The organism is Bacillus sp. FSL K6-6540 (genome assembly GCF_038007545.1).
In genome coordinates this window covers 4,429,647-4,450,333 of record NZ_JBBOXH010000001.1, presented here as the reverse complement: position 1 = coordinate 4,450,333, position 20,687 = coordinate 4,429,647, and the positions used below count along the sequence as shown (strand labels likewise).

The 20,687-nt window shown below is 51.3% G+C and carries 15 protein-coding genes; 12 read left to right on the top strand and 3 right to left on the bottom strand.

The annotated features are described in order from the left end of the window. The first annotated feature begins 5 nt into the window (after positions 1 to 5). A complete protein-coding gene (locus MHH82_RS19510; RefSeq protein ID WP_015736052.1) occupies positions 6 to 887 on the top strand; it encodes a GNAT family N-acetyltransferase in 882 nt (293 codons plus the stop codon). Positions 888 to 975: 88 nt separating this feature from the next. Here the strand turns inward: MHH82_RS19510 and MHH82_RS19505 are convergent, their stop codons facing one another. Further along, on the bottom strand, positions 976 to 1,629 hold the full coding sequence (locus MHH82_RS19505) for a TVP38/TMEM64 family protein (protein WP_340967525.1): 654 nt from the start codon (positions 1,627 to 1,629) through the stop codon (positions 976 to 978). A gap of 336 nt (positions 1,630 to 1,965) precedes the next feature. On the opposite strand from MHH82_RS19505, the gene MHH82_RS19500 reads away from it, so the two are divergent. After that, on the top strand, positions 1,966 to 2,832 hold the full coding sequence (locus MHH82_RS19500; protein ID WP_009592439.1) for a YitT family protein: 867 nt from the start codon (positions 1,966 to 1,968) through the stop codon (positions 2,830 to 2,832). A 102-nt stretch (positions 2,833 to 2,934) separates the two neighbouring features. Here the strand turns inward: MHH82_RS19500 and MHH82_RS19495 are convergent, their stop codons facing one another. Together MHH82_RS19495 and MHH82_RS19490 are read right to left on the bottom strand one after the other, a co-directional pair. Next, a complete protein-coding gene (locus tag MHH82_RS19495; protein ID WP_036661247.1) occupies positions 2,935 to 3,147 on the bottom strand; it encodes a hypothetical protein in 213 nt (70 codons plus the stop codon). Between the two features lie 48 nt (positions 3,148 to 3,195). Beyond that, positions 3,196 to 3,768, bottom strand: a complete 573-nt coding sequence (locus MHH82_RS19490) for a thymidine kinase (RefSeq protein WP_015736049.1) — start codon at positions 3,766 to 3,768, stop codon at positions 3,196 to 3,198. Positions 3,769 to 4,150: 382 nt separating this feature from the next. Here MHH82_RS19490 and MHH82_RS19485 point away from each other — a divergent pair, with 382 nt between their 5' ends. From MHH82_RS19485 to MHH82_RS19440, 10 genes are all read left to right on the top strand, one after another. Then, positions 4,151 to 4,927 carry an ABC transporter ATP-binding protein gene (locus tag MHH82_RS19485; RefSeq protein WP_090908465.1) on the top strand — a complete coding sequence of 259 codons (777 nt, stop codon included), beginning with the start codon at positions 4,151 to 4,153 and terminating at the stop codon, positions 4,925 to 4,927. Between the two features lie 64 nt (positions 4,928 to 4,991). After that, positions 4,992 to 6,011, top strand: a complete 1,020-nt coding sequence (locus MHH82_RS19480; protein WP_340967518.1) for an aliphatic sulfonate ABC transporter substrate-binding protein — start codon at positions 4,992 to 4,994, stop codon at positions 6,009 to 6,011. Positions 6,012 to 6,049: 38 nt separating this feature from the next. Continuing rightward, entirely contained in the window at positions 6,050 to 6,919 is an 870-nt protein-coding gene (locus tag MHH82_RS19475) for an ABC transporter permease (protein WP_340967515.1), read from the top strand. Beyond that, positions 6,916 to 7,725 carry an ABC transporter permease gene (locus tag MHH82_RS19470; RefSeq protein WP_340967513.1) on the top strand — a complete coding sequence of 270 codons (810 nt, stop codon included), beginning with the start codon at positions 6,916 to 6,918 and terminating at the stop codon, positions 7,723 to 7,725. The genes MHH82_RS19475 and MHH82_RS19470 overlap by 4 nt, the downstream gene beginning before the upstream one ends. A gap of 49 nt (positions 7,726 to 7,774) precedes the next feature. After that, a complete protein-coding gene (locus MHH82_RS19465; RefSeq protein ID WP_145037858.1) occupies positions 7,775 to 9,145 on the top strand; it encodes an LLM class flavin-dependent oxidoreductase in 1,371 nt (456 codons plus the stop codon). A gap of 173 nt (positions 9,146 to 9,318) precedes the next feature. After that, positions 9,319 to 11,067, top strand: a complete 1,749-nt coding sequence (locus tag MHH82_RS19460; RefSeq protein WP_145037860.1) for an RNA polymerase sigma factor — start codon at positions 9,319 to 9,321, stop codon at positions 11,065 to 11,067. Between the two features lie 250 nt (positions 11,068 to 11,317). Continuing rightward, a complete protein-coding gene (locus tag MHH82_RS19455; protein ID WP_015736042.1) occupies positions 11,318 to 12,061 on the top strand; it encodes a GTP pyrophosphokinase in 744 nt (247 codons plus the stop codon). A gap of 533 nt (positions 12,062 to 12,594) precedes the next feature. Then, complete coding sequence (locus tag MHH82_RS19450) at positions 12,595 to 13,992, top strand: protoporphyrinogen oxidase (protein ID WP_340967508.1); 1,398 nt, start codon at positions 12,595 to 12,597, stop codon at positions 13,990 to 13,992. Beyond that, positions 13,989 to 14,561 (top strand): DUF1697 domain-containing protein, encoded by a 573-nt coding sequence (locus MHH82_RS19445; RefSeq protein WP_251497002.1) that lies wholly within the window; start codon positions 13,989 to 13,991, stop codon positions 14,559 to 14,561. Before MHH82_RS19450 ends, MHH82_RS19445 begins: the two co-directional genes overlap by 4 nt. 780 nt (positions 14,562 to 15,341) lie before the next feature. Continuing rightward, positions 15,342 to 20,558 carry an S-layer homology domain-containing protein gene (locus MHH82_RS19440; protein WP_340967506.1) on the top strand — a complete coding sequence of 1,739 codons (5,217 nt, stop codon included), beginning with the start codon at positions 15,342 to 15,344 and terminating at the stop codon, positions 20,556 to 20,558. The last annotated feature ends 129 nt before the right edge of the window (positions 20,559 to 20,687 follow it).

Here is a 20,687-nt window from a genome sequence, read left to right as displayed (position 1 = left end):
TACAGATGGTATTGGATACAGATCAAACGAAATTAAGAGAGCTGTCTTCCTTTCTTGCCCGAATGAACGGGGATCGTCATCATCATGTCGGATATTGCGGCGAACAGGAAGGGGAGATTTATAGCACGCTGCTTGAAGATTTTTCGGAAAATGGCCGGCTGAGCAGCCAGCGATTTACCGTGATCTATGATCAAGATCAGATGGTAGGCGCGTTGGGATTCGATGTGGACGAAGAAGAGGGAACTGCTGAGATATGGGGACCTTTTATCGATGGACAAGGCGAGCTTTGGCATCGATTGGCGAAGGAGCTATGGGTTGAAGGAACAACGAAGCTGAATGGTAGCGTATCACGCTATTTCGGATTTTATAATGCAGCTCATCTGTCCGCTGCGAGGTTTATGGAGGACAAAGGGGGAAGAAAGACAGGCGTGCATCATGTACTGAGAATCCAAAAATCCACCTTGCTAACGAATGCCGCGTCTGGATTGCAGGATATCACGCCCGAATATTGGGATGAGTTCGCGGATCTGCATGGCAAAGCCTTCCCGAATACCTATCTCAACTCGGAGTCTATTTTGCAGAAGCTGGATGAGGATCACAGGCTCTTCATACTTACGGAAGAAGGCCGTTTCGCCGGGTATGTGTATGTGGAGGGAGACCCTGAATTTCAGGAAGGAAATATAGAGTACATCGCGGTATCCGAACATTTCCGGCGCAAAGGCTATGGCCGGATCCTGCTTGATCAAGCGCTCCATTATTTGTTCCAGGTCCTGCAGCTGGAAGAAATCTCGCTATGCGTGGACCAGGACAATGCAGGGGCGCTCCAGCTGTATCATCGTGCGGGCTTTGAGACGGTGCATAAACTGGCGGCATACGTATTGGAGTGAACATGATGATTTCCAACATAGCACGCCCATAAATAAGAAGACCCGCCCATCCCAGCAATCGGGACCGGCGGGTCTTGTTGTTAAACATCTAACGCTTCTTCTTTTTACTGCTGATGACGACGCTTCCGGGCTGATCATCGTGATGGTAACGGTTTTCCATCTTTTTGCCGGCCAGCCACAACAGCCAGAGGACGACGGCCGCGATAAGAATGCGCCAAGGCTGCTGGATAAAGGCCTGCCAGTCATGTCCGATGAATGCCACCATGAAGATCATCACGGATTTGCCTGCCATAACGGCGATCGTGAACGTTGTAGCCGATACCGTGCTGATGCCGGATGCGATATTGATCAGCGAGGAAGGCGTAAAGGGAAAGCAGTACAGGATGAAGATCGGCGTAAAGCCCTTTTCTTCAATCCAATGGAAGAAACGCTGGGATCCCGGCATTCTTTTTTGTATAAGCAATCCCAGTTTGCCTCCCAGCTTGCGAACAATCCAAAACACCGTGACGGATCCAAGGCAAACGCCGATCCAGGACAGCAGGAATCCCCACCATAAACCATAGGCTGCGGAGTTTCCCATCACCAGGACGATGAGGGGCAGAAAGGGGAGAAACGCCTCTATAAATGGTAGCAAAATACCCGGAATGGGACCCAGCTGCGAGTACTGCTGCAGCCATCCCTGCACTTGATCCATGTCAATTTCTTTCATATGGGTCCACACGTTCTGAAGCCATTCCAACATGATGAGTAAATCCTCTCCCTGCCTAGGGTAAAATTATGTATTTTCTCGTCGATCGCGGATGGAATATATTATAGCATAACCGGAATCAATATTATAAATTGCAAGTATTGGCCCTACCCAGTTCCAATCGATTCGGTCTTGCCCCGCAGCGATGGGTCAGGAATAGATCGAAAGGTTTATAGGGCGGGACAGTACTCCTTATGTCAGGGGACCCGGCCATGGTCTGAAAGATCCATGTGACATGGTGTGTCAACATTGACACGCCATTCCTTTTTTTAATACAATGGTTCTTCGACAGGCTTTATCGTGTGAAAAATGATACAAAAGGAGAATGGCATGGTCAAAAATCACAAAAAACTGACAGTCGGCGAAATTCTGAAACGGTTCATCTTTATCACCGTCGGTGCAATTCTGATGGCCGTGGCGCTTGAGATCTTCCTGGTGCCCAACGAAATCATCGATGGTGGAATTACCGGTATTTCCATCGTATTATCATCGATTACGCCCATCAAATTGGGGGTTTTCCTGTTTATCATCAACTTACCGTTTCTGTTTATCGGTTATAAGCAGATTGGCAAAACGTTTGCGTTTTCCACGCTGTACGGGATCGTGGTGCTGTCGGTGGCGACAACCTTCCTGCATCATGTAGATCCGTTCACGAACGAGAAGATTTTGGCGGTATTATTCGGCGGATTGGTTCTGGGCCTCGGGGTCGGTCTTGTCATCCGTTACGGCGGTGCGCTTGACGGGACGGAGATCGTAGCCATCCTGCTGTCCAAGAAGCTGCGAATGCCGGTCGGTCAGATCATCATGATCATCAACGTTTTCATATTCATTACCGCAGGGTTTGTATTCGGTGCAGATTCGGCGATGTATTCGATCTTCTCATACTACATAGCGGCAAAAGTGATGGATATTGTGGTAGAGGGCTTGGACGAGTCCAAATCCGTTACGATTATATCCAACGAATATGAGGAAATTTCGAGTGCCATCATGCAGCGTCTGGGACGCAGCACGACCATGATCTATGCTAAGGGCGGATATTCGAAAGAGGACACGCAGATGATTTATTGCGTCATCACCAGGCTGGAGATTGCGAAGCTGAAGACCGTGGTGCAGGAGATAGACAAGAACGCATTTATTTCGATTCAAAATGTCGCGGACGTGCTGGGCGGAAGCATGGCAAAGTCCGATATTCATTAGGGATACGTTTAAGCTATCGTCTTGATATGCTGATTAACGAAGCGGCCCTCTGCAGATAAGTTCTGCAGAGGGCCGCTATTTTAGTTATCGGCAATCCGCCGATCACTTCCGTACTTCAAAAAACTCGCATTCGTCCCGCTTGTGATAGCCGATCGAACTGACGCTGGATTGCGTAATGACGGTATCGTCGGTGAAACGGATGACAAGACTCCCCGAATCAATCAAATGATTATCCTTGAAGATGCGTATACGGATCTGCTGCTCCATGACTTCCTGAAAGTCCTGGTCGGTCAATAACGGTCTGACGATCGGCATGGATGACCAACTCCTAACGTAAAAAGGTGGTTTGATTGCGATAACGTCCTATACTAAAGGGGGATTGGTATGGCATTTGCGGCAGACAGGGAAGTAGGTATCATTCCCGCCGATCAGGATCTGTTCGCCGGCATAGACGGGCTTGCCGTCGATGACGCGAAGGTTCATGATCGCTTTGCGCTCGCAGAACCAGCAGATCGTCTTCATTTCCTCGATTTTATCGGCGTAAATCAGCATCCAGCGGCTGCCTTCAAACAGCTCGTTGCGGAAGTCGTTCTTTAGTCCGAAGCCCATGACAGGCACGTTAAGCTCATCGACGATTCGAACGAGCTGGAGGATGCTGTCCTTGGACAGGAACTGGCATTCGTCAACAAGAACGCAGTAGGGCTTAGGCTGATGATCCTTCACGATCCCGTAGATATCGGTCGTATCGGATATAGGTATCGCTTCACGGCGCAGGCCGATTCGCGACGATACATAACCGACGGCATCCCGGTCATCGAGAGCGGACGTAAAGAGAAGCACCGGTTTGTTCTGTTCTTCGTAGTTATGGGCGACTTTCAAAATCTCGATGGATTTACCACTGTTCATGGAGCCGTACTTGAAAAATAATTGAGCCATGCTTTCGTTCCCTTCCTATAGGTGCAATGTTGCTTTTATAAGCGTAATGGTGCAAATTTCGTTATTCTTACTATATAAGATATGACATGCAGAGTATATTGTCGCATTATTGGGCGGTATTTGTCCATTGCTGGTGTTGAATATATTCTGACAAACCTGTTAGCAGGGAACGAAAAAAAGGTTTGACAACCATTACCAGCAGTTGTAATATAACGGCATACCAAATGAATACCAAGATTATCGACCAGATAACTGGAGATATCACGCGAAGGAACAAGTACAACGGTTGAGCGTACTTTGATCAGCGTGATATCTCTTTTTTTTTTCACCTCTTAACCAAGTAAACAGGTGTGAATAATTATAATAGGGGATGGTGAGGAAAATGTCAGCAGACACATTGATTATTCAACAGGTAAACAAAATTTTTCAAGCCCCGACAGGGAATGTTACGGCGCTGAAAGGCATTGACTTGCGGGTTCGTAAAGGGGAATTCATCACATTGATCGGACCGAGCGGCTGCGGGAAGAGCACCTTGCTCAAAATCGTTGCGGGCCTGGATACATCGTACGAGGGAAGCGTCCTGCTGAATGACAAGCCGATATCGGGCCCGAGCATCGAGAAGGGGTTTATTTTTCAAGAGCCGCGCTTGTTTCCATGGCTGACGGTGGAAAAGAATATCGCAGGCAATTTATCGCTGAAGCAGAAGGACGTCCGGAAAAAGGTGGATGAATTCATTGAGCTCGTTCGGCTGAAAGGCTTCGAGAAGGCATATCCCAGGGAGCTGTCGGGAGGGATGGCCCAGCGGGTAGCCATCGCCAGGGCGCTGCTGCGGAATCCGGACGTGCTGCTGCTGGATGAACCTTTTGGCGCGCTGGATGCGTTCACTCGCTCCCATATGCAGGAGGTGCTGCTGGACATCTGGCAAAATAACCGCACGACCATGCTCTTTGTTACTCATGATCTGGATGAGGCTGTGTTTCTTGGCGAGCGAATCGTTATTATGAACCCGAGACCGGGCCATATTCGTTCCATCCTGCCGATCGATCTGCCGTTTCCGCGGAAACGGACCGGATCCTCCTTCCAGGAGCTGCGAACCAAAGTGCTGCGAGAGTTCGAGAAAGTGGAAGAACCGGAGTTCGATACCGGTGCAGGAATTTAATCGGTCCAGGGTTGTCGAGCCTCAAATCAAATGAACGATAGAGAACAGGGGAGAGAATCTGATCATGCATACAAAGAAAAAGAACGTCGCCATTATGCTATTGCTTATCCTTTCCGTCTTCGCATCCGGCTGCGCCGGAGCAAACAGCCAGCCCGCGGCTGGAGCCGTTAAGAAGGGAGCAGACGGCAAATACACAGATTTGACCGTACGGCTCGGGGTCCAGGGAAGCGGCGGTTTGTTTGGCAAAGCTCGCGAGGAGAGATGGTTCGAGGAGGAGTTCGGCAAGCTAGGCGTCAAGGTGGAGTGGGCAGAATTTCAGAGCGGCCCTCCCATGACCGAAGCGATGGCTTCGAATCGTCTGGACTTTGCGGGGCTCGGCAATATGCCGATTATCGCCGCCCAGGCGGCCGATATTCCGTTTAAGGTCATCTCCCAGAGCTTGCACGGCCAGAAGAATGTGGCCATCATCGTGCCGCCGGACAGCACCGCGCAGACCCTCAGTGATCTGAAGGGAAAGAAGATAGCGGTAACCAAAGGGAGCAATGCCTTTAACTTTTTGTATAGGGGATTGGCGGATCAAGGGCTCAAGGTATCCGACATCGAAATCATTCAGCTTCAGCCTGACGAAGCCCAGCCTGCATTCGAATCGGGCGGCGTCGATGCTTGGGCAACCTGGGACCCGTACATTACCTTGAACACGCTGACAGGCAAAGGCAACGTGCTGGCGGACGGTGAGCAGCTTGGCGTCCTGTCGCCTTCGTTCAATATCGTACGGAAGGATTTTGCCGATCAATATCCGGATTTGGTCACGCTCTATCTGACCGTGCTGAACAAGACTCTCGCCTGGGAGAAAGAAAACGAAGCGGAGGCGATTAAACGTTACGCCGATGAGCGCGGCATCCCGCAGGAAGTCATTCAAGGCACGTTTGACCGTTCAAGGTCGATCAACATTCCCGTAACGGATGACATCATCGCGGAGCAGCAAAAAACCGCCGACTTCCAATTCGAGCAAAAAACGATCCGCAAAAAAATCCAGGTCAAAGACGTGTTTGATAATCAGTATATTGAGGCTGCAACCCAATAAGGGGGCACATCATCTGAAATTGAAAGGAGGTAGCGCTTATGCTCCCGGAAGGGATCAGCAAAGGGGCGGTTGTCGTGACCGCCGACCCCGTCGAAACCCGTCTCCGTCATAAGCGGATTGACCGCAGGTTCCTGTTTAAACTTACCCATGCATGGATCGGCTGGCTTGTTCCGCTCTTTATCATCATCGTGTGGCAGGCGGCTGGGGCCATGGGTTGGCTCAATCCGATCCTGCTCCCGACTCCGCTCGATATCTGGAAGGAATTCGTTCATTTAACAAGCTCCGGCGAGCTGATTCGGCATCTGGGCATTTCATCCTGGCGAGCGCTGCTCGGGTTTCTGCTCGGCGGCAGCCTCGGTTTGGCCGCGGGGATATGGGTTGGTTTCTCGTACAAGGCCGAGCGGCTTGTCGATCCTTCCTTGCAAATGCTGCGGACGCTTCCCCATCTGGCCATTGCGCCGCTGTTCATCCTATGGTTCGGTTTCGGGGAAACCTCGAAAATCCTGCTTATTGCCAAGGGCTCGTTCTTTCCGCTCTACGTGAACACATTCCTCGGCATTCGCTCCGTGGACAACAGGCTGTTTGACGTAGCCCGCGTCCTGCAATTCAGCCGTTGGGATATGATCCGCAGGCTGATCGTTCCCGCTTCGCTGCCCCATATTTTCCTCGGCATCCGCCTCTCGATCGGGGTGGCATGGCTTGGCCTGGTTGTGGCGGAGCTGATGGGTTCCAGTTCCGGCATCGGTTATATCATCAATGATGCGCGTTCCTTCTCCTGGACCACGGTGGTCTTCGTCGGAATTTTGGTGTTTGCGCTCGTCGGGAAGCTGTCGGATTCCCTCGTCAAAGGGCTCGAAGGCAGACTTCTGCGTTGGCAGGACAGCTATAAGGGAGGCGACCCGTCATGAGAAGTCATGCAGACACTTCAGAAACAGGGGGGCGGGACTGGCTGAAGGCCATTCCAAAGCCCCTCCATGCCTGGCTTGTGCCCGCAGCGATCTTGGCTTTATGGCAGGCAGCCGGCGGATTTGGCTGGATTTCGGCGTCCCTGCTGCCTACTCCGCTTACGATAGCCAAGCAATTCGCGAGTTTGGGGGCCAACGGCGAGCTGTGGGAGCATTTTCGGATCAGTCTCCTTCGAGCGCTATCGGGCTTTTTGCTGGGCGGCTTGACGGGGCTGGCTCTGGGATTGTCCACGGGGCTTGGCAAAATGGCAGAGCGCACGCTGGACCCTTCATTTCAAATGCTGCGCACCGTGCCGCTATTATCGCTGATTCCGCTGTTTATTCTATGGTTCGGCATCGGGGAATTCTCGAAGATTCTCATGATTTCCCTCGGAGCCTTTTTCCCGATCTATGTGAATACCTTCCTTGGCATTCGCAGCGTGGATGCGAAGCTTTATGAAGTATCGAGGATCTTTCAGCATTCCAAGCTGCAGCTGCTGATCCGCTTGATCGTACCGGCTGCACTGCCGAACATCTTGCTTGGCATCCGCCTGTCGCTCGGCGTTTCCTGGCTTGTGTTGGTCGTAGCGGAGATGATGGGGACCAGCGCGGGCATCGGATACATGATTCAAAACGCCCGAGCCTATTCCCAAACGGACATTGTGTTTGTAGGCATTATTATTTTTGCGGTCGTGGGCAAGCTCTCCGATTCCGTTGTACGCCGGCTGGAATCCAGGCTGCTGGGCTGGAGAGAGACATATAAGGGCTGATCAAGGATGGTTGGCTGACTATTTTATATGAACAGGAGTGGTTACGAAGATGGGGACAACCAACCGCAGAGATCATCAGATGCACCTGGGAGCGTTTATCTATTATGCAGGACATCATCACGCCGGGTGGCGTCATCCAACCTCGGACGTGGAGGGCATGTTTGGCATTGAGCTGTATAAGCAGCTGGCAGCCACAGCAGAGCGGGGAAAGTTCGACATGATGTTTTTTGCCGATTTGCTGTACGTGACCCAGGTCGAAAACTCCGCTTCCGGCATGCTGGACCCGTTAACGCTGTTATCCGCACTCTCCGCCGTGACGGACAAACTGGGGCTGACCGCCACGGTCTCCACAACGTACAATGAGCCGTATAACGTGGCACGGAAATTTGCTTCTCTCGATTGGATCAGCGGGGGAAGAGCGGGCTGGAATATCGTGACGTCCCAGCTGGACATCGAAGCCCACAATTACGGCAAGGCGAAGCATCCGGAGCATGGCTTGCGTTACGAAATGGCACGCGAGTTTGTTGAAGCGGTTACCCGGTTATGGGACAGCTGGGAAGACGATGCGCTTGTGCTGGATCGGGAGTCCGGGAAATTTGCCGATGGAGCGAAGGTGCGTCCCGTGGACTTTAACGGGCAATGGTATTCCACGAAAGGCCCGCTGAACGTTCCGAGGCCGCCGCAAGGCTACCCGGTCCTGATACAGGCCGGTTCTTCCGGTCCGGGACAGGACTTTGCCGCTCAATATGGCGAGGTCATCTTTACGGCACAGCAGTCCAAGAAGGCAGCGCAGGCGTTTTACGCCAGCGTGCACTCGAAGCTGTCCCAATATGGAAGAGCGAGCGGAAGCCTGAAAATCATGCCGGGCCTGTCGCCTGTCATCGGCTCAACCGAGGAGGAGGCACGGCGCAAAGCGCAAGAACTGCTGGAATTGATTCCGCCAGCTTCGGCGATCGCCGTTCTGTCCGGGTTCCTGAATTACGACCTGAGCGGTTATCCGCCGGACCAGCCGCTGCCAAGAAACATCCCGGACCCCGTGGCCGCATCCAACGGCATGAAAAGCCGGGTCCAGTTATATATGGACATGGCTTATCAGGATAATCTGTCGATCTTAGAGTTAGGAAGAAAGATACTGACCTCGAGAGGTCATATGCCATTTGTCGGGACGCCCGAGCAGCTGGCCGACATGATGCAGGATTGGTTCGAAGGTTATGCCTGCGACGGATTTAATATCATGCCTCCGGTGCTGCCGGGAGATCTGGACGAGTTCGTGGATGCGGTTATCCCGGTGCTGCAAGAACGGGGCCTGTTCCGTTCCGAATACAGCGGCCATACACTGAGGGAGCATCTGGGCCTAACGCGTCCTGAACCGGGACATTTTCGCCGGGAGGTTCAACAGGCCGCCGCGGATGCCATATAAGCGTGAAAAGCCGGGGAACGTTCCAAGCGACCGAGGGTTCAGGTCAGCTTGGGACGTTTTTTTGTCGCTTCAAATGCAAAAAAAGCTATACTATTTCTCGGGTGATATTGTCAGAAATGACGATCTTCTCAAGTCATATAAGTAGTCAACGATACGAAAGAGGGTTCGAGCAATTGGAAACGACAACAGACAGCGCGATTCAATGGGATGAGATGGAAGATGACGAGCTGGTGAAATACTCGCAGGCAGGGGAACGGGAAGCATTCGGGGAGCTTGTTCGGCGCCATCGCTCCAAGGTGTATGGCTATGCCAGAGCGATAACGCGGGAGTCCTACTTAGCAGAAGACGTGGTGCAAGATGCCCTGATCCGAGCATTCATGCATCTTGGCAAATTGGTGGATGCCCGGCGGTTCCTTCCATGGATGCACCGCATCGTCCGGAATCAGGCCTATACCCGCCTTAAAGGGAGCTCCGCGTGCAAAGAGCAGACATTCACCGAGTTAGAAGGCAAGGGAAGGGTCAACGGTTCAGGGAGTCTGGAGCAATGGAACGATCTGGACAGCATTCTGGGCAGGCTCAACCATTCCGCAAGCGAATCGGCCTCAGGTTCTAACGTACCGGAGGAGCGTATCGTGCAGCAGGAAACGCTGCGTGCTTTAACCGGCATCATTCAATGCCTGAAGCCGCGCGAGAGGCTTGTTTTCGAATCCCATTTTTTTGATCAGCTGTCCCCGCAGGAAATTGCCGACTTGTTTCAGCTCTCTTCGGCCAATGTGTATCAGATTATTTCGAGATCACGGAAAAAAGTGATCCAAGAAAAAATCCGCGTTACCGTTGACTCTTATATTAAGACGAGAAGGGACCTGGGAATTATGAAGAAGAACATATTGCCTTACGAAGGACCGATGAAAGAAACCAAAACCTGGACATCCGCAGCGGATGCCACGTTCAAAATGCTTCAGTTTACAGACCGCAAGCTATCGCTGCCGATCGTCATGGGGCTGACAGGGCATGCATTCCGGATCAATATCATACCGAATGATGTCCATATCGCGGGCCCGACCGCCTATTTTTTCGGCGAATCTTTATCCCGCGGCCTTCATAATATCGGCTTCCATTCCAAATTCGTCGACGGCATGTCGGACGGCATCGGGACAAACGCCAATCTGCTGGATCCTGCCCTTATGGAAAAGGGAGCAATGAATAAACGCAGCATTCATCAAGAGCTGCCAAGAGCCCTTGATTTGATCCATGCCTCATTGGATCGCGGATATCCCGTCCTGGCCTGGGATATTTTCTTTCCGGAGTTCGGAACGCTGTACGGGTACGATGACGAGACGAGAACCTTATATGCGGAGGAGTGCGGAAGAGTTGATACGCTGCCTTACGAAAATCTAGGCAAGAGCGTCTTGGAAGAAATATTCGTCCTGGCGATTGAGGGTTCCGTGGATTTGACGCTTCGGCAGCAGCTGCGACTGGCACTCGAAACCGCCACCGAGTTATATGAAGGAAAGGAAAACGCGGTGCCGACGGCTGTGAAGGGAATTGCGGCCTACGATGCTTGGATTGAATCGCTGCATGGTCGTGAAATAGAGCCGAATGGTCATGCTTACAACATCGAAGTGCTGCGGGATGCCCGGTACTATGCCGCCGAGTTCTTCAAGGAACTGGTGACCGCTTGGCCGAAAGCCATGGAGGACGGTCCGGATCTGACGACATCGTTCGAAGATGCCGCCGCGCTGTATACGGAGATCTGCAAGAAGTTCAGTGTCCTGCATGGGATGTTTCCATTTCCGAAGGGTGGCGAGCCTAATTCGGCAGAACAAGCAGCAACAGCCATATCGCTGGTAGAGGAGATCAAGGCCTTGGAGATCGAAGCTGCTGCGAAATTGGGCCAGATGTTTTCTACACTGTCCTCCTGAATCCAGGTTGGTTTAGCGGCTTAATCCTTGCCGCAATGATTGGAATGAATAAGCATAAGATAAAGACGCCCGCGACGTTTGTAGTTGCGGCGTCTTTTTGACGTTATTGCACTAAAGTTGCAGTCGCACCTCAATATCAACTACTATTTAAAGAGGGACAGAACTTCTAGAATGTTAGCAACGCGTTTTGTTTTTATTTACTACTCGAGTCGTCACGGCTCTGAATCACACAATCGAAAGGAAGTATCCCATGAATTCTTTGCAAATCGAACAGCTCAAAATCATTCGGAACGAAATTACCCGATTCATGATGAAATACAAATTCGCCTTAGATGAGATCGAAACCAAGATGGAGATATTAAAAGAAGAGTTTCAGGCTCTTCATGACTATAGCCCGATCGAGCACACGAAATCCCGCTTGAAATCGCCGGAGAGCATCATGAAGAAGCTGCTTCGCAAGGGCGGAAACATATCGCTCCGTTCCATAGAAGATAACATTAAGGACATTGCGGGTTTACGAATCACCTGTTCATTCATTACCGACATTTACAAAATCAGCGACATGCTGCAGAATCAAAGCGATTTAACGGTCCTGAACGTCAAGGACTACATCAAGAATCCGAAGCCGAACGGATACCAAAGCTTGCATCTGTTAGTGGAGGTGCCCGTCTTTTTCTCTGACCGGGTGGAGAAGGTATGCGTTGAAGTCCAGATTCGAACGATTGCCATGGATTTCTGGGCGAGTCTGGAGCATAAAATCTTTTACAAATATAATAAGTCGGTTCCCCAGCACCTGCTCGAAGAGCTTAAGAAGGCGGCGGATACCGCCAACGCGCTGGACCGTCAGATGGAGCAATTGCACCGCGAAGTGCAGGCCATTAAGGATTCGGAAAGCGACGATTCGCTTCTTGAGGAATTAAAAAGCATCCAGATCAACAACCGCAAGTATGAGCTCCCGGCGGGCTTGCTCGAAGTATTGACCGAGGATAATTAAGACGTACCCGGGCGGCGCAAAAAAGGAATGCCTGACCTGTTTCATCGCCCATGCACCGGGTATATATATCCTAAGTGGGAAGTGGAAACACATCAACACCAGACGGATAACAAGACGTTAAGTCGGAATTACCGAAAGGATTTGATACCCATGTACAACGTAACAAGGAATAAGGACGGCACAGCCTGAATTATTCCGGCGTACACCTTAAGCTATTAAAGCAATGGAATGATAGCGTCAGAATGGATATAACCGCTTCCCACGAAAAAAACTCTGCGAGTGATCTCGCGGAGTTTTTTGCTGTCGACGACCATCCCAGCACCTGGATCATGAGTGCAGCGCGCACAATGTATGGATTGTTCAGGGGTGATGTCCGGGAAACCGGTTGCTGTGTGAACGGTTCTGTTCACAATATTGAGGGAATGGCCCCCAACGAATGAACGGTCACTATGATATACTTAGGAATTGGATACAATGGTAACGTAACATTATATATTATTGATATAAACCTACATAATAGAGGTGTATGTACAGTGACAACTACCGTAGTCATCGGCGGCGGCATTACCGGACTTTCGACCTTATATTATCTGCAAAAAGAGCTAAAACAACATCGACGGGACATGGACTTGGTGCTGATTGAGGCAAGCGAGGCGCTGGGAGGCAAAATCCGAACCGTCCAGAACGGTGAATTTATTATGGAAACCGGAGCGGATTCGATCGTATCCCGGAAAACGAATGTGGCGCCGCTTCTGGAGGAGCTTCAGTTAACGGACCAGGTTGTGTACAATGCCACGGGGACTTCTTTCATATATACAACCGACGGCCTAAAAAAAATCCCCGAGGAGAGCGTATTTGGCATACCGCTTAGCTTGAAATCCTTGGCCGAAAGCGAGCTGGTATCCGCGGAGGGGAAGGTGGAGGCGCTCAAGGACTATTATACGCCGAATGAGACGTTCACCAAGCATGATTCCCTGGGAGAATTCCTGGAGTCCTTTCTAGGGAAGGAAATCGTTCAGAACCAGATCGCTCCGGTCATATCGGGCGTCTATTCCGGGGAGCTCCATGACCTGACCATCGCGTCCACATTCCCTTATTTGCTGGAGTACAAAAATACCTATGGCAGCATCATGGGCGGTTTGGCCGAAAATAAACAGAAGTTCCTAGGCACCGGCAATAAGAAATTCCTTTCCTTCAAAAACGGTGTCTCGGTGTTGATTGACGCACTGGAACGGAGCCTGACAGAAGCAGGCGCGAAGATTTGCAAGGGCGTTGCCGCAGAGAAGCTGGAGAGAACGCCTAACGGCTATCGATTGATGCTGGCGAACGGCGAACAGCTGGGAGCGGATTTTGTAGTTTTAAGCACGCTGGGATCAAGCGCGAAGGAGCTGCTGGAAGATCCGCGGCTTCATGAGGATTTTGACCAATTGTATACCAAGTCCCTCATCAGCGTGTATCTGGCCTATGATATTCGAGATGAAGAGCTCCCATACGACGGTACGGGGTTTATTACGGCCAAGGGGACGAAGCTGAAGTGTGACGCATGCACATGGACGAGCCGGAAATGGGAGCATACCTCCGAGAATAATCGGTTATTGATGCGATTGTTCTACAAAAGCTCCAGTCCGCATTATGACCAATTGATTCGATTGTCGGACAAAGAATTGAAGCATGTCGGGATGGAGGATATTCGTCACAGCTTAGGTTTAGAGGCTGAACCCGTGTCCTGCGAAGTTACCAAATGGCATGAGAATATGCCGAACTATCATCTGAAGCACAGGCAGGTCGTGGAGTCGCTGGAGCACGCAATGGAAGACCTTTATCCTAACGTGATGCTTGCCGGCTGCTCATATTATGGCGTGGGGATCCCGGACTGCATCGCGAACGGGGAGAAGACGGCAGGCATGATTATGGAAAGGATGCTCAAATGACCATTTATATCGCTTTGCTTCGAGGAATCAACGTCGGCGGACACAATAAAATCAAAATGGCCGATTTAAGAAAGAAGCTTGAAGGCATGGGCCTAGCCCGGGTACAGACCTACATTCAGAGCGGAAACGTACTCTTCGAATCTGCGGACTCCAAGAAAACGCTGCAGGTCCAACTGGAGCAAGGAATACAAGAAGCGTTCGGCTTCCCGATAACCGTGATACTCAGAACCTCGCAGGAAATCGAGGGCATCGTCCGACATTGTCCTTTTTCGGAAGAAACGATACGTGCGGCGGAGGCAGCATCGGAGTTTGAGAGTCTTTATGTTGCCATGCTGCCGGAAGCGCCAGCTCCCGATGACGTTGAGAAATTGAGGCTCTACGTGAACGATAAAGAAACTTTTGAAGCGATCGGAGAAGAAATCTATTTACTGTTTAAGGAAAGCGTACGGAATTCCAAGCTGGCGGCGCAAATGGCAAAGTTCGGCGTACCGATGACGATGCGGAATTGGAAAACCATGAACAAGCTGGTAGAGCTGTCCCGAACGATGCAAAATGAACAGCCGCGATAATGGATTCAAGGTGACGGAGTAGACATAGGCGGCATCCATTTCGAAGGAAATTTGGGCCGGCGTGTTTCACTTCCCGTGGACCGGGTAAATATAGAACAAGTGGGAAGTGGTATTGTCAATCGACGGACGGAAGAACATCATGTCATTCCGAAAGGCAGTTGATTCGCCATGAACACTCGCAAAAGGAGAAGGAGAGCGAAGTTTCTTCGATTCTTTTCAGGTAAGGCACCCTAGCAATTGGAAAATTGCTGCATAATGAATAATAAAATCGCTTCCCACTGATAAGGATCCTGCGATATCATTCGCGGGGTCTTTTTTTGTGCGGATTAAGCAGTAGGTGCAGGATGTAAGATACGCCGGAGCGGGAAGATGTTGCTCAAAGATGAATTGAAAATAAGCCGTTCGTAGTGCTGAAGTATCGAACAATAAAGGTTATTTTGATCCTGAAATATGTACCTTGAGAAACAGGTGATCAAATGCTATGGACAGAAAGACGCGGCATTAAGTTGTCCTATTGTACTAGATGTTCAGCAAATATCGGGACCTTTATATCATTTATCAAATTTTACATAAAGTGGTTTAAAAAACGATCGGAATATGCAATTATTGATCTTAGGAGGTGAAGAGGAAAAGGACCCCTCAAGGGGAAAAAGCCTACGTTGAAATCGCGAGGGATTTTATGTTGAAAACGCTTTAATTATCATTTGGAGATCCCATGGAGACCTGGAGAATTGGGAAACTGAATTGATTGCTCAAAAAATCATTTCTAGGAGGTTTTCCATGTCTAAGATCGTCCTTAAACGATGTATTTCCTGTTTCTTGATTCTTTGTATCGTTATGTCTGCCTCGTTTACTGCTCTCGCAGGACAAGCTTCCGCCCAGACATCCACCGCGCTTAACCCCGTGCCCGAGCTGCTGATCACCGAGCTTGTGCCTGATTCCACGAACGTAGGAACCGCCGACGGTTACGAATTTATCGAGGTTTACAACAATACCGATCAAGCCATCGATTTCAGCAATTATAAGATACGCTACCGTTACTTGGAGAGCGACACCCTGTGGGCTCATGTACCCGACGAGGTGACCATTCCATCCGGAGGCACGCTGGTATTCTGGATCATTAACGGCCAGAACAGCAAATCCACGATTGCTGATTTTAATCATAATTACGGTACCAACCTGAACGAAAACACCGATGTCGTCAAAATATTCTCAGGCGGCATGTCCAATTCGCGCATGCGGGAGCTTGTGGTCGTGACGAACACCGGCCGCCCGATCGTGTCCGCGTTTTACAACGACGGTGATGTTCATAACGGCCCCGATCAGGGAATCTTCTATAAATATCCTGAAGACGGCAGCCTTAAAATGCAGCGGATCTCCCAGCTGGAGCATAAGGCTACGCCGGGTTCGCTAGCGCATTCTGAAGTGCCCGCCGGGCCGGTACATATCGACGTGACCAAGGAGCCGTCCGTTGTTAATCGGACGACCACCACGAACGTGGAGCCGGGAGACAATCTGGAAATCGCCGCGGAAGCGCACGATGACCGCATGGTGACATCGCTCGCGTTATCGTATCGTGTCGACGGACAGAACGATTACAAGGTCGTACAGCTTCAGGAAGGACAGCAAGGCTATCATCATACGATACCTTATCTGGAGCTGCTGGGACATGCCAAGCTGGAGTATTTCTTCACGGTGTCCAACACGTTTAAGAAAGCGGAGAGCCCTAAATATGAGGTTGATCTCACGGGCAGCGGTGCAAGCGCGAGCCTGAACGTTAAAGATCAACAAACGGTTACGGGCATCACGTATATTCGGGGTGCAGCTGATGGGGCTGGGCCTTCCGATTTGGAGCTTCAAGTGGACGGAACGCCGGTTCAAGGTAATCCCGCCATGGAGCATTCCGCCTATTTTATATTTGAAGGCGACGGCATTGACGATGGGATCAACACGGTAACCATCGGCAAGGAGGTTCTTTTCGAGACGGAGGCGAACATTGACGGTTATCAAACCATCGTGCTCCCGATCGAACCGCAGTGGCTGACAAGCGGATCGAACGAAATTACCCTTCGGGCCGGCGATAACGAGAAGACCTACTTCGAAGACGACAAGCCGACGGGCAATATGGATGATTTCAATGCGCGCAACGTGCGGCTGCGCTTGGGTGACGGAACGGAAATCCGGGATCCGCAATATAGCGATCCCGCACGGATCCATGACCTTGGCGACGATGGACGTTTCCTGCCTTTCGTAACTTTTCAATTCGACATTCCTGCCGAAAAAGTAAATGCATTGTCCTACGCATGGGATACCTCGGCCGTCTCGGACGGAACGTATTCCATTCAATTGAAGGTCAAAGGTCAGTCTGAAGCAGCTGCCGATGTTCTGGTAGATAACAACGGACCGGAAATTAGCGCAACCGTTGAAGAGGGCAAGAGTTACAAGGGCGGCATCCCGATCGATGTGACCGCCACGGATCGCGTATCGGGCGTAGACCGGGTCGAGGTTACGCTTGATGGACGCGCCATCCAGTTGCCGTACAATACTTCCTCGGCTGAGCTTGAACCAGGCGGTCATAAGCTGGAAATTCGCGCAGTGGACAAGATCGGCAACCGCTCGGAACGAACCGTGACGTTTAACACGGCTCAGGAGCATCCGAATAAACCTGTATTGGTGTCGCCGGCAGATAAGGAGAGCGGCACCGGGCTGTCGCCGGAGCTGAAGGTTCAAGTCAGCGATCCATCGGATGACGAGCTCGAGGTCTCCTTCCATCAGGCTTATTCGTATCATGCTTTAAGCGGGTATCGGGTGAAATTGTCCAAGAACGCTTCGGACGAAGAACCGCCAAAGGATAGATTCCCTGCGGGCGAAACTGTGCTGACCGAAGAGGAATTGAAGCGGGTATCCGAATCCAACGATGAATATGTCACCGTAGATTCAACGTCTCATTTCCCTTACATCCGGTTCGAGGCAGAGCTGGAGCATGCCGTTGAGCCTGGCGACAGCGTCGAAGTCGCTTGGGAAGGACACACGGTGTCCGGCCGCAAGGTCACAATGTATGCGTGGAACCACAAGCTGAGCAAATGGACGGAAATAACCAAGCATATTGCCCAGTCTGAAGATGATTTTACGCTTCGAGGCGAACTGACGGCAGCGGACTATGTACAGAACAACAAAGTTGATGTGATCGTACAGGATGAAATTCCTTCCCGAGGGGATTATGATTACACCTTTGTATGGGTATCCGATACGCAGTTCTTGACGGAGCTCTATCCGCGTATTCAGCAAAAGCAGTTCGAATGGATCGTTGATTCCATCGATGAGATGAACATCAAATATTTGTTCCATACCGGTGATATCGTGAATGACCCAACAGCCGAATACCAATGGAAACGTGCCGATGCATACATGAACATGCTGGAGGATGCCAAGCTGCCGCACGGCGTGCTTGCCGGCAATCATGACGTGGGCAGCTATGATTGGGATTACACAACTTACGGTCAATATTTCGGGGAAGACCGTTATAAGGATCAGCCCTATTACGGAGGCTCCTACAAGAACAACCGGGGACATTACGATCTGGTCTCCGTCGAAGGCAACGACTTCATCATGATGTATATGGGATGGGGCATCGAAGACGAGGATATCAAGTGGATGAACGAGGTTTTGGCTGAATATCCGGATTATATGGCATTCCTGAATTTCCATGATTACATGCTCGCGAACGGAACGCGTTCCGGCGTAGGCAACAAGTTGTACAAGGAAGTAGTCGTCCCTAATCCGAACGTGGTTGCCGTACTGAGCGGCCATTACACGGGAGCCAGCCTGCTTAAGAACGAATTGGACGATGATGGCGACGGCAATACGGACCGAACCGTGTATCAGATGCTGGCGGACTATCAAGGACATGCGGACGGCGGCAGCGGATATTTGAGACTGCTGCATTTTGATAAGGAAAGCAATCAGATTTACGTGAATACGTACTCTCCTTATTTGGATAAGTACAATTATTATACGAATCCGGGCGTGGATGAATTTACGATGAACCTGGATCTTGAGCCGAAACTGAAGCGGGTAGCCACCGATTCGATCCAGGTGAATCATCTGAGAGGAGAGGCCATCGGTACGCCGCAAAACGCAGCGAGCGGCACGGAAGTTACTCAGCCGTGGGCAGGACTGTTATCCAACGGAACCTATTCCTGGTATGCCGTCGCCCAAGATGAATTCGGGGGAAGAACGGTATCGGACGTATGGACATTCACAACGGATGAAGGGGATCTCGCGGCCCCAACCAATCTGAAAGCACTTCAGGTCACGTCGTCCTCGGTTCAAATCGGTTGGGACCCTGTGAACCGTCCGGACCAGCAAGTCGTGAACTATCATGTGTATCAGGACGGACAGCAAGTGGCTACCGTTACGGACAGCGTATACGAAGCGACAGGGCTTACGCCGGATACGCCGTACGAATTCAAAGTAACCGCCTCGGATCAGCATGGAGCGGAATCGCCACCAAGCGAGATCTTAACGGTGATCACGAGTGCTGTAGACGTACCGGGTGCGCCGGTATGGACGCCCGGGGAGTTGGAATTTTCGGAGATCACATCGAGCCGTGTAACCATGAGCTGGCCGGAGGCGGCTGCAAGCGATGGCGTGGACGGATATCGCGTATATTTGAAAGGCCGGGAGGAACCGGTGGTGACCGTAACCGGCGATGTGTATTCGCATACCGCAGCCGGGCTTACGCCGGATACGCGTTATCATTTTACCGTCAAAGCTTATAACGCTGCTGGTGAGAGCGTGGGACTCCATAACTCGGTCACGACTTCGGCTGCAGGAGTGGACAAGAGCGAGTTAATCGGATTAATCGCCTCGGCGCAGCAAAGGCTCGACGAAACACGGGAAGGCTCATCGCCAGGGCAGTATCCTGCAGGCGCAAGGTCAGCGCTCCGTGACGCGATTGCAAACGCCAGCGCCATAGCGCAGCAGGATCATGCAACTGCGAAGGATGTCAAGGACGCAATGACCGCACTGCAAGCCGCGATCCGCGCCTATAACGCTTCGGTGATCCCTTCATCCGAGAATCCTCCGTCATCGGGATCGGGATCGGAATCCTCTGGCGGTGGAGTCCCATTGTCAGGAAACAATCAATTAAAAGCGCTGGAAGTCATCATTGGCGGCGTAGCGGCTGCATTAACCCCTGCGTTCAACGAAAGCACGACGGAGTACCGGCTTGAAACGGATGCGGAATCCGTACAGCTTCGCGTTGGGGCGGCGCATGGCAAGGCCGCTGTCCTCCTGGAAGGAGAGCCTCTGAAGAATGATCAGGTCATCGGGCTGAAGGAAGGGGATAACGTCCTGAAGCTGGTGGTTCGGGCCGAGAACGGTGCGACCAAAACCTATCAATTAACCATTCACCGTAAGGTGAAAGCAGTGACAGAAGAACCGAAACCGGAACCCCAGTCGGTGCTGTTAACCGACATCGGCGGACATTGGGCTTCATCTGCGATTGAGCAGGCGGTTTCGCTCGGCATCGTTGGCGGCTATCCGGATCAAACCTTCAAACCGGAACGTCAGGTCACGCGTGCCGAATTTATGGTGATGATGGCCAAGGCACTGAAAGGTCAAGCGGGATCTGAGAAACTGAGCTTCAAAGACAGCTCCTCCATCGGATCCTGGGCGCTTGAAGCGATTCAATGGGCCGTATCCGAAGGCATCGTGAAAGGATATCAAGATGGGACATTCAAACCGAATGAATCCGTTAACCGTGCGGAAATGGCGGTGATGATCGCACGCTACCTAGGCCTTACCCAGCCAGGTGCCGGAACGGACTTCCGCGATCAGCAGAATATTCCGGCTTGGGCAGAGAAGGAAATCGCAGCCGCGGCCGAGGCCGGCATCGTGAACGGCCGTTCGGGTAACCGGTTTGCTCCTCAGGAATCTGCGACCCGTGCGGAAGCGGTCATGATGATACTTCGGATGCTGGAGCATGCGGAGTAAAGTAACCATACGAATGTAGAACATAGAAAAAGGCGGACATGGAGCAATTGCTCCAGTGTCCGCCTTTTTTACAGTTGAAGGCTTAAAGGGCTGCCCCCGGTCATATGTCGCCAAACGGCACGCTAAGGA